Raw genomic sequence first — 15963 nt, 5'->3', positions numbered from 1 at the left:
TTGCAATTATAGGAACAAAATAGCCTTAAGATTGCGAGCTATCTGATGTTATCCCACCGTAAAAAGCGTGGAATTACCAGCCTTTCACCGCGCCGCCGTTGAAGATTTTGTTCGCGGCTTCGTTCACTTCGTCTGACTGATAAGCCTGAACGAATTTTTTCACGTTTTCCGCATCTTTGTTGTTTTCACGCGCAACCAGCAGGTTGACGTAAGGCGAATCTTTACCTTCAACAAACAGGCCGTCTTTGGCCGGAGTCAGGCCAATCTGGCTGGCGTAGGTGGTGTTGATTACCGCCAGCGCGATTTGCTGATCGTCCAGCGAGCGTGGCAGCTGTGGCGCTTCCAATTCAACCAGCTTCAGGTTTTTCGGGTTTTCGGTCACGTCCAGAATGGTCGGCAGCAGGCCCACGCCGTCTTTCAGCTTGATCAGCCCTTCAGACTGCAGTAACAGCAGAGAACGGCCCAGGTTGGTTGGATCGTTCGGCAGCGCGATTTGCGAGCCAGGCTGCAGTTCGCTCAGCGATTTGATTTTCTTCGAGTAACCGGCAATCGGATACACAAAGGTATTGCCGACCGGCACCAGTTTATAACCGCGATCCTTGATCTGCTGATCCAGATACGGTTTGTGCTGGAAGGCGTTAACGTCGATATCGCCTTTGCTCAGCGCTTCGTTAGGCAGGACATAGTCGTTGAAGGTTACCAGCTCAACGTCAAGGCCATATTTGTCTTTCGCCACTTTTTGCGCGACTTCTGCAACCTGCTGTTCTGCGCCGACGATCACGCCGACCTTGATATGGTTTGGATCTTTTTCATCCTGGCCGCAGCCAGCCAGAGCCAGAGAGCCGATCAGTGCGCCGATTGCCGCGATGGATTTAAGTTTTAACGACATATCCCTTCCTCTTATTAGACTCGCATACAAAGATGCTGTGCGCGTTGCTGTGAAACTTATTTATGGGTGACGGCTTTGACAACCCGATCGCCGCAGAACTGGATCAGATACACCAGGATCACCAGTAATACTAATACGGTATTCATCACCGTGGCGTTATATCCGATATAACCATACTGATAACCAATCTGCCCCAGGCCGCCGGCGCCGACGGCACCGCCCATGGCGGAATAGCCCACCAGAGTGATCAGTGTGATGGTGGCGGCGTTAACCAGACCCGGAAGCGCTTCCGGCAGCAGAACTTTTTTGATGATCTGCAGCGGCGTGGCGCCCATGGCGCGCGCGGCCTCCACCAGACCGGACGGGATCTCCAGCAGGGCGTTCTCCACCATACGGGCGATAAACGGCGCTGCGCCGACGGTCAGCGGCACGATCGCCGCCTGCAGGCCGATGGAGGTGCCGACGATCATGCGCGTGAAGGGAATCATCCAGACCAGCAAAATAATAAATGGAATGGAACGGAAAATATTCACCAGTGCGGACAGCACTTTATACAGCGCCGGGTTGGCGATAATCTGTCCCGGACGGGTGACATACAGCAGCACGCCGACGGGCAGGCCGATGATAAACCCGAAGAAGCCGGAGACAAAGGTCATCATGACGGTTTCCCACACGCCACGCGCCATTAACCACATCATTGCCTCAGACATAACCCAGAACCTCTACTTTTACCTGATTTTCTTGCAGGAATTTAATCGTCGCCAGTGCGTCTTCATCGCTGCCGTGCAGCTCTGCCAGCATCACACCGAATTTCACTCCGCCCGCATAATCCATCTGCGCGCTGATAATATTGTTGTTGACGTTGAAGCGGCGAGCTGCTTCGGACAGCAGCGGCGCATCCACCGACTGGCCGGTGAACTCCAGGCGCAGCAGGGGTTGACGGTCGCCGCTGCGTTCCGGACTCAGGCGCTCGGCATAATCGTCAGGAATATCCAGATGCAGCGTGGACTGAATAAACTGCTGCGCCAGCGGCGTTTTCGGGTGCGAGAACACTTCGCTGACGCTGTCTTTTTCAATCAGTTGACCCTGGCTGATAACGGCGACCTGATCGCAGATGCGTTTTACCACGTCCATTTCGTGGGTGATAAGCAGGATGGTCAGCCCCAGGCGACGGTTAATGTCTTTCAGCAGTTCCAGAATCGAACGGGTGGTGGCCGGGTCCAGGGCGCTGGTGGCTTCGTCGCACAGCAGTACTTTAGGCTGGCTGGCCAGCGCGCGCGCGATCGCCACGCGCTGCTTTTGCCCGCCGGACAGGTTGGCCGGGTAGGCGTCGTGCTTATCGGCCAGACCGACCAGCTCCAGCAGTTCGCCGACGCGCTTTTTGATGTCGGCGCGCGGGGTGTTGTCCAACTCCAGCGGCAGCGCGACGTTGCCGAAGACGGTGCGGGACGACAGTAAGTTGAAGTGTTGGAAAATCATGCCGATTTGGCGGCGCGCGCGCGTCAGTTCGCTTTCTGACAGGGCGGTCAGATCCTGGCCGTCCACCAGAACCTGGCCTGATGTCGGGCGCTCAAGCATATTGGCGCAGCGGATAAGCGTACTCTTACCGGCCCCGGATGAACCGATAACGCCATAAATTTGCCCGGCAGGGACGTGGAGAGTCACGTCTGAGAGCGCGTTAATGGTACGCGAGCCCTGCTGGAACACTTTGGTAATGTTAGAGAGTTTAATCATATTCTTCTTATTTTAGCGTGGTTGCCCGTGGCTAGATAAAAGTAAACCTTGGCGTGGAACCAAGGCATGGTCAGATGTTAAGGCGTCTAGACGTCTAAGTCAACGGGGGAGCTTTCGCTACCGTTCTCAGTATGGGGTAAAACATGCGATACTGTCCGCGTTTTCAGGCCCTCAGGAGCAAACCGGTGACACAAAGCGTTCCAGCTATTTTTTTAGATCGTGACGGCACGATCAATGTCGACCATGGCTATGTCCATGAAATCGATGACTTCCAATTTATTGATGGTGTGATCGATGCATGCCGTGAATTAAAAAACATGGGCTTTGCGTTGGTGCTGGTAACCAATCAGTCGGGCATTGCGCGCGGGATGTTCAGCGAAGAGCAGTTTATGTATCTCACCGAATGGATGGACTGGTCGCTGGCTGACCGTGGCGTCGACTTCGACGGCATCTATTTCTGCCCGCATCACCCGGAAGGAACGGTAGAAGAGCTGCGTCAGGTGTGCGACTGCCGCAAACCACAGCCGGGCATGCTGCTGCAGGCGCAGCAGGAACTGAATATTGATATGGCCGCTTCTTATATGGTGGGCGATAAACCGGAAGATATGCAGGCCGCCGCCGCTGCGGGTGTCGGCATGAAAGTTCTGGTGCGTACCGGCAAAGCGGTAACGGCAGAAGGGGAGCAACAGGCCGATTGGGTGTTAAATAGTCTGGCTGAGCTGCCGCAGGCGATAAAACAGCGGGTTTAATCGACGTTGTGGCGTAATAGTGAGCGGTTGAGAAAAAAGTGAATATTAATCCTTGTCATTCTGAATCGCCTCCCTATAATGCGCCTCCATCGACACGGAACATGTGAACAACATCACAGAGTATCCGGGGTCGACAGGGAAAAAAATTCTGAAAAAATGAATTGACTCTGAAAGAGGAAAGCGTAATATACGCCACCTCGAGTTAGCAAGCGAAAGCACGTAACTCACTGCTCTTTAACAATTTATCAGACAATCTGTGTGGGCACTCACAAGACGATATCCAGCATCTTCGGATGCAAAAAAATATCAAGTCTTGAAGAGTGACTAACTGAAGTAAAATTCATGCAGTAAATCTTTGAGCAATAGCTATTAACTTAGCGAATCAAGCTTTTAATTGAAGAGTTTGATCATGGCTCAGATTGAACGCTGGCGGCAGGCCTAACACATGCAAGTCGAGCGGCAGCGGAAAGTAGCTTGCTACTTTGCCGGCGAGCGGCGGACGGGTGAGTAATGTCTGGGAAACTGCCCGATGGAGGGGGATAACCACTGGAAACGGTGGCTAATACCGCATAACGTCTTCGGACCAAAGTGGGGGACCTTCGGGCCTCACACCATCGGATGTGCCCAGATGGGATTAGCTAGTAGGTGGGGTAATGGCTCACCTAGGCGACGATCCCTAGCTGGTCTGAGAGGATGACCAGCCACACTGGAACTGAGACACGGTCCAGACTCCTACGGGAGGCAGCAGTGGGGAATATTGCACAATGGGCGCAAGCCTGATGCAGCCATGCCGCGTGTGTGAAGAAGGCCTTCGGGTTGTAAAGCACTTTCAGCGAGGAGGAAGGGTAGTGTCTTAATACGGCATTACATTGACGTTACTCGCAGAAGAAGCACCGGCTAACTCCGTGCCAGCAGCCGCGGTAATACGGAGGGTGCAAGCGTTAATCGGAATTACTGGGCGTAAAGCGCACGCAGGCGGTTTGTTAAGTCAGATGTGAAATCCCCGAGCTTAACTTGGGAACTGCATTTGAAACTGGCAGACTAGAGTCTCGTAGAGGGGGGTAGAATTCCAGGTGTAGCGGTGAAATGCGTAGAGATCTGGAGGAATACCGGTGGCGAAGGCGGCCCCCTGGACGAAGACTGACGCTCAGGTGCGAAAGCGTGGGGAGCAAACAGGATTAGATACCCTGGTAGTCCACGCCGTAAACGATGTCGATTTGGAGGTTGTGCCCTTGAGGCGTGGCTTCCGGAGCTAACGCGTTAAATCGACCGCCTGGGGAGTACGGCCGCAAGGTTAAAACTCAAATGAATTGACGGGGGCCCGCACAAGCGGTGGAGCATGTGGTTTAATTCGATGCAACGCGAAGAACCTTACCTACTCTTGACATCCAGAGAACTTTCCAGAGATGGATTGGTGCCTTCGGGAACTCTGAGACAGGTGCTGCATGGCTGTCGTCAGCTCGTGTTGTGAAATGTTGGGTTAAGTCCCGCAACGAGCGCAACCCTTATCCTTTGTTGCCAGCGGTTCGGCCGGGAACTCAAAGGAGACTGCCAGTGATAAACTGGAGGAAGGTGGGGATGACGTCAAGTCATCATGGCCCTTACGAGTAGGGCTACACACGTGCTACAATGGCGTATACAAAGAGAAGCGAACCTGCGAAGGCAAGCGGACCTCATAAAGTACGTCGTAGTCCGGATTGGAGTCTGCAACTCGACTCCATGAAGTCGGAATCGCTAGTAATCGTAGATCAGAATGCTACGGTGAATACGTTCCCGGGCCTTGTACACACCGCCCGTCACACCATGGGAGTGGGTTGCAAAAGAAGTAGGTAGCTTAACCTTCGGGAGGGCGCTTACCACTTTGTGATTCATGACTGGGGTGAAGTCGTAACAAGGTAACCGTAGGGGAACCTGCGGTTGGATCACCTCCTTACCTAAAGATATCCTGACTGTGCAGTGTCCACACAGATTGTCTGATGAAAAAGTAACGAGCAGAAATACCTTTATAGGCTTGTAGCTCAGGTGGTTAGAGCGCACCCCTGATAAGGGTGAGGTCGGTGGTTCAAGTCCACTCAGGCCTACCAAATTCTTCCTTATGCTGCGTTATGCTCTCGGTACGTTTACCAAAGTAAACTTCCCGGTCGCATGCCTTGCCTAAGAAAGAATTAACTCTTTACGAGTTGGTAATAACAAAGGTATTGCACGCGATTATATGGGGCTATAGCTCAGCTGGGAGAGCGCCTGCCTTGCACGCAGGAGGTCAGCGGTTCGATCCCGCTTAGCTCCACCATATAAGTCCGAAAATCAATACTTCAGAGTATATTGGCAACAGTATGCTGCGAAGTATTTTGCTCTTTAACAATCTGGAACAAGCTGAAAATTGAAACATGGCAGCTGAAACTTGTCCCCCGTAGACGTTTGGGATGAGGAGTAACCTGTCATAGAGTCTCTCAAATGTAGCAACGCGACGATGTCGGAAGACACCTTCGGGTTGTGAGGTTAAGTGACTAAGCGTACACGGTGGATGCCTAGGCAGTCAGAGGCGATGAAGGGCGTGCTAATCTGCGAAAAGCGTCGGTAAGGTGATATGAACCGTTATAACCGACGATACCCGAATGGGGAAACCCAGTGTGTTTCGACACATTATCATGTCATGAATACATAGTGGCATGAGGCGAACCGGGGGAACTGAAACATCTAAGTACCCCGAGGAAAAGAAATCAACCGAGATTCCCCCAGTAGCGGCGAGCGAACGGGGAAGAGCCCAGAACCTGAATCGGCTTGTGTGTCAGTGGAAGCGTCTGGAAAGTCGCACAGTAAAGGGTGATAGTCCCGTACACGAAGATGCACAGGTCGTGAGTTCGATGAGTAGGGCGGGACACGTGTTATCCTGTCTGAATATGGGGGGACCATCCTCCAAGGCTAAATACTCCTGACTGACCGATAGTGAACCAGTACCGTGAGGGAAAGGCGAAAAGAACCCCGGCGAGGGGAGTGAAATAGAACCTGAAACCGTGTACGTACAAGCAGTGGGAGCACCTTCGTGGTGTGACTGCGTACCTTTTGTATAATGGGTCAGCGACTTATATTTTGTAGCAAGGTTAACCGAATAGGGGAGCCGTAGGGAAACCGAGTCTTAACTGGGCGTCTAGTTGCAAGGTATAGACCCGAAACCCGGTGATCTAGCCATGGGCAGGTTGAAGGTTGGGTAACACTAACTGGAGGACCGAACCGACTAATGTTGAAAAATTAGCGGATGACTTGTGGCTGGGGGTGAAAGGCCAATCAAACCGGGAGATAGCTGGTTCTCCCCGAAAGCTATTTAGGTAGCGCCTCGTGAACTCATCTTCGGGGGTAGAGCACTGTTTCGGCTAGGGGGCCATCCCGGCTTACCAAACCGATGCAAACTCCGAATACCGAAGAATGTTATCACGGGAGACACACGGCGGGTGCTAACGTCCGTCGTGAAGAGGGAAACAACCCAGACCGCCAGCTAAGGTCCCAAAGTCATGGTTAAGTGGGAAACGATGTGGGAAGGCACAGACAGCCAGGATGTTGGCTTAGAAGCAGCCATCATTTAAAGAAAGCGTAATAGCTCACTGGTCGAGTCGGCCTGCGCGGAAGATGTAACGGGGCTAAACCATGCACCGAAGCTGCGGCAGCGACACTTAGGTGTTGTTGGGTAGGGGAGCGTTCTGTAAGCCGTTGAAGGTGTGCTGCGAGGCATGCTGGAGGTATCAGAAGTGCGAATGCTGACATAAGTAACGATAATGCGGGTGAAAAACCCGCACGCCGGAAGACCAAGGGTTCCTGTCCAACGTTAATCGGGGCAGGGTGAGTCGACCCCTAAGGCGAGGCTGAAAAGCGTAGTCGATGGGAAACAGGTTAATATTCCTGTACTTGGTGTTACTGCGAAGGGGGGACGGAGAAGGCTAGGCTAGCCGAGCGACGGTTGTCTCGGTTTAAGCGTGTAGGGGGAGTGACCTGGTAAATCCGGTTACTTGTTAACCCTGAGGCGTGATGACGATGCACTACGGTGCAGAAGTAGTTGATGCCAAGCTTCCAGGAAAAGCCTCTAAGCTCCAGGTAACACGAAATCGTACCCCAAACCGACACAGGTGGTCAGGTAGAGAATACCCAGGCGCTTGAGAGAACTCGGGTGAAGGAACTAGGCAAAATGGTGCCGTAACTTCGGGAGAAGGCACGCTGGCGCGTAGGTGAAGTCCCTCGCGGATGGAGCTGAAGCCAGTCGCAGATACCAGCTGGCTGCAACTGTTTAATAAAAACACAGCACTGTGCAAACACGAAAGTGGACGTATACGGTGTGACGCCTGCCCGGTGCCGGAAGGTTAATTGATGGGGTTATGGGTAACCAGAAGCTCTTGATCGAAGCCCCGGTAAACGGCGGCCGTAACTATAACGGTCCTAAGGTAGCGAAATTCCTTGTCGGGTAAGTTCCGACCTGCACGAATGGCGTAATGATGGCCAGGCTGTCTCCACCCGAGACTCAGTGAAATTGAACTCGCTGTGAAGATGCAGTGTACCCGCGGCAAGACGGAAAGACCCCGTGAACCTTTACTATAGCTTGACACTGAACATTGAGCCTTGATGTGTAGGATAGGTGGGAGGCTTTGAAGTGTGGACGCCAGTCTGCATGGAGCCAACCTTGAAATACCACCCTTTAATGTTTGATGTTCTAACTCGGCCCCCTAATCGGGGGTGAGGACAGTGTCTGGTGGGTAGTTTGACTGGGGCGGTCTCCTCCCAAAGAGTAACGGAGGAGCACGAAGGTTAGCTAATCACGGTCGGACATCGTGAGGTTAGTGCAAAGGCATAAGCTAGCTTGACTGCGAGAGTGACGGCTCGAGCAGGTGCGAAAGCAGGTCTTAGTGATCCGGTGGTTCTGAATGGAAGGGCCATCGCTCAACGGATAAAAGGTACTCCGGGGATAACAGGCTGATACCGCCCAAGAGTTCATATCGACGGCGGTGTTTGGCACCTCGATGTCGGCTCATCACATCCTGGGGCTGAAGTAGGTCCCAAGGGTATGGCTGTTCGCCATTTAAAGTGGTACGCGAGCTGGGTTTAGAACGTCGTGAGACAGTTCGGTCCCTATCTGCCGTGGGCGTTGGAAGATTGAGAGGGGTTGCTCCTAGTACGAGAGGACCGGAGTGAACGCACCACTGGTGTTCGGGTTGTCATGCCAATGGCATTGCCCGGTAGCTAAGTGCGGAAAAGATAAGCGCTGAAAGCATCTAAGCGCGAAACTTGCCTCAAGATGAGTCTTCCCTGGGCCTTTAAGGCCCCTGAAGGAACGTTTAAGACTAAGACGTTGATAGGCTGGGTGTGTAAGTGCAGCGATGCATTGAGCTAACCAGTACTAATGAACCGTGAGGCTTAACCTTACAACACCGAAGGTGTTTTAGAGACGTGATTTGATTTTCAGTGAAGTTCCGAGATTGGATTGACTGGCGACGTGGAAGCGTTGCGGGTTGATTGAAACAGAATTTGCCTGGCGGCAATAGCGCGGTGGTCCCACCTGACCCCATGCCGAACTCAGAAGTGAAACGCCGTAGCGCCGATGGTAGTGTGGGGTCTCCCCATGCGAGAGTAGGACACTGCCAGGCATCAAACAAAGTAAGAAGCCTCATGCGAAAGCATGAGGCTTTTTGCGTTTTTGGCCGTTAGGATCGTTTTATACGGGCGCACTGTAACAGTGCGTGACTTTCATCCTACTGTTTAATCCGTATCACAAAAATCACGACAATATTCTTCGCCTGCTACTCATTAAGTTGTTAATTTGTTGTAAACAACAAAGCAACAATAAACCTGCAGGGTGCCAAAACACTGGCTTGGAGAATAGATAATGACTGAAACAACCTCACCGCTCGGGGATGCCGCTACGTTAGAGGCACAAGATAAAAAAAAGCGAATCTTTGCCATTGTTGGCGCTTCATCGGGCAACCTGGTGGAGTGGTTTGATTTCTACGTTTATTCCTTCTGCTCGATCTATTTTGCCGCCGCTTTTTTTCCGGCAGGCAACAGTACCACCCAACTGCTGCAAACTGCCGGCATTTTCGCCGCCGGCTTCTTTATGCGGCCGATCGGCGGTTGGCTGTTTGGCTATATCGCCGATAAGCATGGCCGTAAAAACTCCATGCTGATCTCGGTCTGTATGATGTGCGCGGGATCGCTGGTGATCGCCTGTCTGCCCACCTACGCGTCGATCGGCAACTGGGCGCCAGTGCTGCTGCTGGTTGCGCGCCTGTTCCAGGGGCTGTCGGTCGGTGGTGAATACGGCACCAGCGCGACCTATATGAGTGAAGTGGCGGTGAAAGGCAAGCGCGGCTTTTACGCTTCTTTCCAGTATGTCACGCTGATCGGTGGCCAGCTGTTGGCATTGCTGGTTCTGGTGGTGCTGCAGCAGATCCTGTCTCATGCTGAGTTAGTGGCCTGGGGCTGGCGCATTCCGTTTGCGTTGGGGGCGGTACTGGCGGTTGTAGCGCTCTATTTGCGCCGCTCGTTGAACGAAACGTCTGACGCCTCAACCCGTAATCATCAGGATGCCGGTTCGCTGAGGGGGCTGTGGAAAAACCGCAAAGCATTCTTGATGGTGCTGGGTTTTACTGCGGCAGGCTCGCTGACGTTTTATACCTTTACCACCTATATGCAGAAATATCTGGTCAATACCGCCGGTATGGACGCCAGGCTGGCCAGCGGCATCATGACGGCGGCGCTGTTCGTCTTTATGCTGCTGCAGCCGGTAGCCGGAGCTCTGTCGGATAAGATCGGCCGTCGTAACTCCATGCTGATCTTCTCCACGCTGGCGACGCTGTTAACGGTGCCGATTCTGTTTACTCTGAAAAGCGTCTCCAGTCCTTATGCCGCTTTTGGCTTGATTGTTGTGGCGTTGATTATCATCAGTTTTTATACCTCGATCAGCGGCCTGCTGAAGGCGGAAATGTTTCCGCCTGAGGTGCGGGCGCTGGGCGTGGGGCTGTCTTATGCCGTTGCCAATGCGATGTTCGGCGGCTCGGCGGAATACGTCGCCCTGTCGCTGAAGTCATTCGGCATCGAGAATGTCTTCTTCTGGTATGTGTCCGGCATGAGCCTGCTGGCGCTGCTGGTTTCGCTGAAGCTGCATCGCAAAGGGAAGGAGATTCAGCTGTAAGTCAGCGGGTGGCGTGGTACAGGCTATAGCCCGCCGCCGCCCCGGCAACATCCCAGGCAAAATCCTTCCAGCTCCAGCCGGTGCCGCCTTCGCGGCTGTCATACAGCTCTTTGGCGGCGCCGACGCTGATGGCGAACATCAGGCCGAAAGTGCGGCTGTGAGGCTCGCTCCAATTCTGATGGTCGCCGTAGGCGCTACCGGCGGCGGCCAGCGCCGCAGAGCCGATAAAATGCTGGGCTTTGTCTTTACCGGTCCAGCTGTCGTTGGCCAGATGGCTGCAGCCGCCGGTGAATAACAGTGGGATCAGCAGGCAGAGATGCAATACACGCATAATGAAAACGTCCTGTTGTCATGGCGTACAAAAACCCCGGCGCGTGCCGGGGTCTGGAGAATCAATTATAGCGGAATCAGAGTATACGGCTAATCAACCGGTCGATGCGGATGCGTCGTAATCGGCGGATCAGCTTGCGTACTTTTACCGGGTATTGCTGAATGCTTTCCAGTTCCTGGTAGTGGCCGACCACGGTGGTGTGGGTGCGGATACATTCCAGTTCCTGGGCGCGCTGTTCACGCATTTCCTGGTTAGGATCGTGGATCAGGATGGCGTTCTCCAAATCCAGCCGCCAGGCGCGCGGGTTGAGGTTATTGCCGGTGAGCAGCTGCCATTCATCATCGACCCACATGCCTTTCAGGTGGTAACTGTTGTCACCGTCCTTCCACAGGCGGACGATCAGCTGGCCGGTATCGACATAGCGTTGCAGACGGGTAACGAAGCGGCGCAGGTTGATTTCATACAGGTACGGCAGCGCGCCGATGATTTTGAACGGTTGATCCTGCGGAATATAGAAATCGTTGGCGGTTTTGTCACCGACGATAATTTCCACCTGTTTGCCCTGGCGCAGCAGATAAATAATATTGCGCACCAGCAGCGCCGGCAGGTTGAAGTAGGGGGTGCACAGCGTCAGCTTTTGGTCGGTGCTGGCCATCAGGTGATGGATGGTCTTGTTCAGCACGCTTTGTTTGCCCAGCCCGACCAGCGGCGTCACCGCCAGCTCGTCGTTGCCTGCGCTACCACTGTACTGGTAGCCGGCGTGGCGCAGGGCAAGACGAAACTGCCGCGTTTCGTTTTTGATTTCCGGGCTTTTGGGGCGATCGCAGCGGTCCAGGCGCTGCACGGCGCCGGCGGTCAGCAGATGCTGCCTGATATAGTCGACCATCGCGCTGGCCAACGAGCCGTTGCCAAGCAGCTGGTAACGATCGTAACGGTATTTATCGTGCTGATGCAGATAGACATCGTTGATGCTGGCGCCGCTGTAGATCACGGTATCGTCGACGATAAAGCCTTTGAGGTGCAGTACGCCCAGCGCTTCACGGGTATTCACCGGCACGCCGTACACCGGTACGCTAAGATCCGGGTGCTGCTGCGCCATGGCGCAGTACCAGTCGGCGTTGGTATTGGCTGCGGCGGCGCCGATACGGCCGCGCTGTGCGCGATGCCAGTCCACCAACACGCAAATTTCCAGCTCAGGGCGCTGCTGCTTTGCCTGATACAGCGCGTTGAGAATATCGCGGCCGGCGTCATCGTGCTCAAGATACAGGGCGACCAGATAGATGCGCTGAGTGGCGTTGGCAATGGCGTCAAGTAAGGCGGTGCGGTAATCCGACGGCGTGTACAGCGTACGAACATCAGCTACCGACTGGGGAATTTTTGGCAGTTGTGCAAGGTGTTGTTGATGTTTGCTACGTTTAAATTTTGACAACATCACAGTGCGCTTCTTCTCTCATGATTAGATGGCCGGAACGCCACATGCAGACAACATAAAATCGAACAAGTGGTCGATAATACCATTAGTTGCCCCGATTGTGCGTATGTTTTGGCATTAAATGGTGGATTTGTAACGCGTTGCGACATAGCTCACCCCGCTTTTCCGGACTTCAGCGGCAGCGTCAGATTGACGATACCGTCTTCCAGCTGTACGTCCACCATAAAACCCAGTTTCTCTGCCAATGTCACCATACCGCGGTTATTCGGCATGGTGATGCCGCTCAAACGCAGCAGACCGCGGCTGCGCGCATAGCCAATCATCTTTTCCAGCAGTTGACGACCCAGGCCTAATCCTTTCAGATCGGAACGTACCAGGACGGCGAATTCGGCGTCGGTATTGTCCGGGTCGGACAGTGCGCGCGTCACGCCGATAATCTGCTGATCCTCGGCGACCGCGACAAATGCCATTTCACGATCGTAGTCGATTTGCGTCATATTCGCTAAGTCATCATGACTAAACTCATTGATCTCGCTGAAATATCGGTAATAAAGGTCTTCTTTGGTCACGCGGTCGATAAAGTGCTTCAGCGCCGGCTCATCTTCCGGCAGGATCGGCCGGAACAGACAGTGAGCACCGTTCTTCAGCGTGATGGTCTCTTCCAGCTCCTGCGGGTAGGGGCGAATGGCCAACCGCGCCTGCGGATCGCCGCTGAACGGCGCCAGCTGCATTGATACGTCCAGCAGCGTGAATTCGCTGCCGGTCGCCAGCACCGGATGAATATCCAGCCGGGCGATCTCCGGGCAGTCGAGGATCAGGTTGGAGACCTGCACCAGCAGCCGGCTAAGGCCGGGAATATCCAGCGGGCGCAGGGCACTGCGGCCGCGAATCTTGCCGCCTTTCACCGCCTGCAGCACCAGATAGCGCGCCAGCGCCATATTGAGCGGCGGCAGGGCGACGGCGGCCTGATGTTCCTGCCGCCACTCCACGCCGCCTTCGCCCAGCATAATCAGCGGGCCGAAGATCGGATCCTGCTCAACGGCGATCCGCAGTTCCTGCGCGCCGGCGCGGTTCGCCATGCTCTGCACCAGCAGGCCGTGGATGCGCGCCTGCGGATAGGTACGCTTGACGCGATCGAGAATCGCATCGGCGGCGCGCTGCACCTCGGTGGCGGTGCGTAGATAGAGCATCACCCCCTGAACCTCGGACTTATGCGGAATATCCGGCGAGCGCAGCTTCAGCGCCACCGGATAACCGATCTGCTCGGCGATATGCACCGCTTCGGCGCTGTCGCCAGCAATCCAGGTCGGCAGCGTGCTGAGGCCGTAGGCCTGCAGGATCGGCTGCACCTCATGGGTATCCAGTTGACTGGCGCCTTCGGCCAGCGCCTGATGAATCAGCTGATGAGCGGCGGCGGTATTGGCGGTCAGTCCGACCGGCAGGGCCGGCGTCTCCTTCAGCTGTTTCTGATTGCGGCGGTACTCCACCATATGCATAAAGGCGGTCACGGCGCCTTCCGGCGTGCGGTAGGTGGGTATCCCGGCGTCGGTGAACAGCCTGCGGGCTTCCTGCGAGGAGTATTCGCCGCACCAGTTGGTCAGCAGCGTAATGCGCTTGCCGCGCGGGTGCTGGCGAATTGCCGCGACCAGTTTCTCCGCGGTTACGGTGCCGGGCGCGGCGGCGCTGGGGGCATGAATCAGCAGCAGCGCGTCGTAATCGTTGCTGTCCAGCAGCACCTGCAGCGCTGCCAGATAACGTTCCGGCGTGGCGTCATCATGCAGGTCGAGCGGGTTGTTCAGCGGGATAAAACCCGGCAGCGCCGCGCTGAGTTGCTGCTGCGTCTCTTCGCTCAGCATGGCCGGTTTGCCGTTGCGCGCCAGCAACTGGTCGAGCGCCATCGCCGCCGGCGCGGCGCCGTTGCTGATAATCATCAGACGCTCGCCGCGCAGAGGGTGCATATGGCTGAGGGTCTCCACCGCCGAGAACAGCTCGTGGGTATCCTGCACGCGCAGCAGGCCGGCGCGCTGGATGGCGGCATCATAGGCGGCGTCCAGCCCCTGCTGGCCGTTCAGCAGACGCTGGGCCTGCTGGCTGCGACCGCTTTTTACCACCAGAATCGGCTTATTGCGGGAGGCGCTGCGCGAGGCTGACAGGAAACGGCGCGCATCGTGAATATTTTCCAGATACAGCAGGATGGCGCTGGTTTTCGCGTCGCGCGCCAGAAAGTCCAGTAGATCATCGACGTCGATATCCTGGCTGTCGCCTAATGCGACAAAATAGGAAAAGCCGACCTCGCGCTGCTGCGCCCAGTCGAGAATGGTATTGGCGACGGCGGCGGATTGTGAAATAAACGCCAGCCGGCCCGGCAGTATCGGCACCGGTGAGAAACTGGCGTTGATGCCTTGCCACGGCGCCAGCAGGCCGAGACTATTCGGCCCCAGCAGGCGTATGGCGTAACGCTGGGCGCAGGCTTTCAGCTCGGCGAACTGCTCCGGCTGGGCGGAGAGAATAATCACGGCTTTGCAGCCGCGTTCGCCCAATGCGCCAAGCAGTGGCAGATTGCGTGAGTCGTGAGTGCAGATAATTGCCAGGTCGGGGGCGATCGGCAGGCTGGCGACGTCGGCATAGGCCATCACGCCGCATACCGCCTTATAGCGCGGCGTGACCGGCAGAATCGGGCCGTTGAAACCGCCGGCGAGCAGGTTGTGCATCATCAGATGGCCCGAACGTCCCGGCCGTTGCGACGCCCCCAGCACGGCGATAGATTTGGGACGTAATAGCGCTTCCAAGCCTCGCTGACTCATAACCTCACTCCTTTAACCGCAACGTTGTCGCCTGATTTTAGGCGCTTTATGGCGATGTTGCTGTGATCGACGCCGCTGGACGCGTAGGTTTACCGGCCAGATAGCGCTGGCGGAAATAGCTGAAGTGCTGGCTCAGGCCGAGCGCGGCAGCGTCGTCACCCGCCTGTTGCAGCAGCGCGGCGGCGACTTCGGCGGTGCAGTGCTGTTCGGCGCGGCTGGCTTCACGCAGCTGATAGTCGGACGCTGCGGCGACGTCCAGTGAAAATACCGGGAACTGATTCAGGTAGGGGCTTTTGCGGAACATTTTGCGCGCTTCCGACCAGGTACCGTCGAGCATGATAAACAGCGGCGGCTTGCCACTCGTCGGCAGTTGGCTGTAGACCGGCCGCCCGGCATCGGCGTAGGAGGCAGGGAATACCACGTACGGCTGACGGTGCGGCTCGTTAATCGCCGCCAGCAGCGCCGGATCGACTTCGGTGCGCGACCAGAGAAATGCCTGGGTGTCCGGCAGAATATCGGCGATCAGCCGGCCGGTGTTGCTGGGCTTGAGCGGTTCGGCGCCGAACATGATCAGGCAGAAACGGCTGTCGGCGGACTGAGGAGTAATAGTGTCGCACAGGCAGTTTTTCTGCGGCAGCAGGCAGCCCTGGCAGCGCGCCACGCGGCAGCCACGTGCCAGAAAAGGACGGGTGGCGCGATCCAGACGAAGCTGGCGCAGGCGAAGTACGGCGTTGTCGGTCATAGCGATCCTGGGCAGGCCGGCGCTTATTCCGGCGTAAAAACCGCTATTGTAACGCAGAAAACATCAGGGTGGGATGGGGGCCGCCGTCCGTCACGGACGGCGCGGCGGCGG

At 55.6% G+C, this 15963-nt stretch carries 9 protein-coding genes, 2 tRNA genes and 3 rRNA genes; 7 read left to right on the top strand and 7 right to left on the bottom strand.

Annotation, left to right across the window (positions count from 1 at the left end; genetic code table 11):
* Positions 1-73 precede the first annotated feature (73 nt).
* From TAN611_RS18055 to metN, 3 genes are read right to left on the bottom strand one after another with little or no spacing between them, the layout of a single operon-like run.
* On the bottom strand, positions 74-889 hold the full coding sequence (locus tag TAN611_RS18055) for a MetQ/NlpA family lipoprotein (RefSeq protein ID WP_105232281.1): 816 nt from the start codon (positions 887-889) through the stop codon (positions 74-76).
* Positions 890-945: 56 nt separating this feature from the next.
* Positions 946-1599 carry a methionine ABC transporter permease MetI gene (locus TAN611_RS18050; protein ID WP_105232280.1) on the bottom strand — a complete coding sequence of 218 codons (654 nt, stop codon included), beginning with the start codon at positions 1597-1599 and terminating at the stop codon, positions 946-948.
* A complete protein-coding gene (metN, locus tag TAN611_RS18045) occupies positions 1592-2623 on the bottom strand; it encodes a methionine ABC transporter ATP-binding protein MetN (protein WP_105232279.1) in 1032 nt (343 codons plus the stop codon). The genes TAN611_RS18050 and metN overlap by 8 nt, the downstream gene beginning before the upstream one ends.
* Positions 2624-2808: 185 nt before the next feature.
* On the opposite strand from metN, the gene gmhB reads away from it, so the two are divergent.
* The 7 genes from gmhB to TAN611_RS18010 all read left to right on the top strand — a co-directional run bounded on the left by gmhB (position 2809) and on the right by TAN611_RS18010 (position 10543).
* On the top strand, positions 2809-3372 hold the full coding sequence (gene gmhB / locus TAN611_RS18040) for a D-glycero-beta-D-manno-heptose 1,7-bisphosphate 7-phosphatase (protein WP_105232278.1): 564 nt from the start codon (positions 2809-2811) through the stop codon (positions 3370-3372).
* 391 nt (positions 3373-3763) lie between these two features.
* A 16S ribosomal RNA gene (locus tag TAN611_RS18035) occupies positions 3764-5305 on the top strand.
* A gap of 74 nt (positions 5306-5379) precedes the next feature.
* A tRNA-Ile gene (locus TAN611_RS18030) sits at positions 5380-5456 on the top strand.
* A 130-nt stretch (positions 5457-5586) separates the two neighbouring features.
* Positions 5587-5662: transfer RNA gene (locus TAN611_RS18025), tRNA-Ala, on the top strand.
* Between the two features lie 207 nt (positions 5663-5869).
* Positions 5870-8777 (top strand): 23S ribosomal RNA (locus tag TAN611_RS18020).
* A gap of 106 nt (positions 8778-8883) precedes the next feature.
* Positions 8884-8999: ribosomal RNA gene (gene rrf / locus TAN611_RS18015) — 5S ribosomal RNA — on the top strand.
* The 16S, 23S and 5S rRNA genes sit together here with 2 tRNA genes alongside, the layout of an rRNA operon.
* Positions 9000-9238: 239 nt before the next feature.
* Complete coding sequence (locus tag TAN611_RS18010; RefSeq protein WP_105232277.1) at positions 9239-10543, top strand: MFS family transporter; 1305 nt, start codon at positions 9239-9241, stop codon at positions 10541-10543.
* A gap of 1 nt (position 10544) precedes the next feature.
* On the opposite strand, the gene TAN611_RS18005 is transcribed toward TAN611_RS18010, so the two are convergent.
* The 4 genes from TAN611_RS18005 to TAN611_RS17990 all read right to left on the bottom strand — a co-directional run bounded on the left by TAN611_RS18005 (position 10545) and on the right by TAN611_RS17990 (position 15852).
* Entirely contained in the window at positions 10545-10874 is a 330-nt protein-coding gene (locus TAN611_RS18005; RefSeq protein WP_105232276.1) for a YfiM family lipoprotein, read from the bottom strand.
* A 76-nt stretch (positions 10875-10950) separates the two neighbouring features.
* Positions 10951-12306 (bottom strand): CDP-diacylglycerol--serine O-phosphatidyltransferase, encoded by a 1356-nt coding sequence (pssA, locus tag TAN611_RS18000; RefSeq protein ID WP_172606261.1) that lies wholly within the window; start codon positions 12304-12306, stop codon positions 10951-10953.
* A 152-nt stretch (positions 12307-12458) separates the two neighbouring features.
* On the bottom strand, positions 12459-15110 hold the full coding sequence (locus TAN611_RS17995) for a bifunctional acetate--CoA ligase family protein/GNAT family N-acetyltransferase (RefSeq protein ID WP_111736573.1): 2652 nt from the start codon (positions 15108-15110) through the stop codon (positions 12459-12461).
* A gap of 46 nt (positions 15111-15156) precedes the next feature.
* Positions 15157-15852: a tRNA-uridine aminocarboxypropyltransferase gene (locus tag TAN611_RS17990; protein WP_203066825.1), complete on the bottom strand. Its 696-nt coding sequence runs from the start codon at positions 15850-15852 to the stop codon at positions 15157-15159.
* Positions 15853-15963: the final 111 nt, after the last annotated feature.

The sequence above is a fragment of the Serratia sp. Tan611 genome (assembly GCF_905188235.1).
Classification (GTDB): domain Bacteria; phylum Pseudomonadota; class Gammaproteobacteria; order Enterobacterales; family Enterobacteriaceae; genus Serratia_B; species Serratia_B rhizosphaerae.
This window is presented reverse-complemented; position numbering and strand designations above follow the sequence as displayed.

Coding starts and splice junctions, on each gene's coding strand:
- TAN611_RS18055 (WP_105232281.1), bottom strand. CDS start 889: ATGTCGTTAAAACTTAAATCCATCGCGGCAATCGGCGCACTGATCGGC.
- TAN611_RS18050 (WP_105232280.1), bottom strand. CDS start 1,599: ATGTCTGAGGCAATGATGTGGTTAATGGCGCGTGGCGTGTGGGAAACC.
- metN (WP_105232279.1), bottom strand. CDS start 2,623: ATGATTAAACTCTCTAACATTACCAAAGTGTTCCAGCAGGGCTCGCGT.
- TAN611_RS18010 (WP_105232277.1), top strand. CDS start 9,239: ATGACTGAAACAACCTCACCGCTCGGGGATGCCGCTACGTTAGAGGCA.
- TAN611_RS18005 (WP_105232276.1), bottom strand. CDS start 10,874: ATGCGTGTATTGCATCTCTGCCTGCTGATCCCACTGTTATTCACCGGC.
- pssA (WP_172606261.1), bottom strand. CDS start 12,306: ATGTTGTCAAAATTTAAACGTAGCAAACATCAACAACACCTTGCACAA.
- TAN611_RS17995 (WP_111736573.1), bottom strand. CDS start 15,110: ATGAGTCAGCGAGGCTTGGAAGCGCTATTACGTCCCAAATCTATCGCC.
- TAN611_RS17990 (WP_203066825.1), bottom strand. CDS start 15,852: ATGACCGACAACGCCGTACTTCGCCTGCGCCAGCTTCGTCTGGATCGC.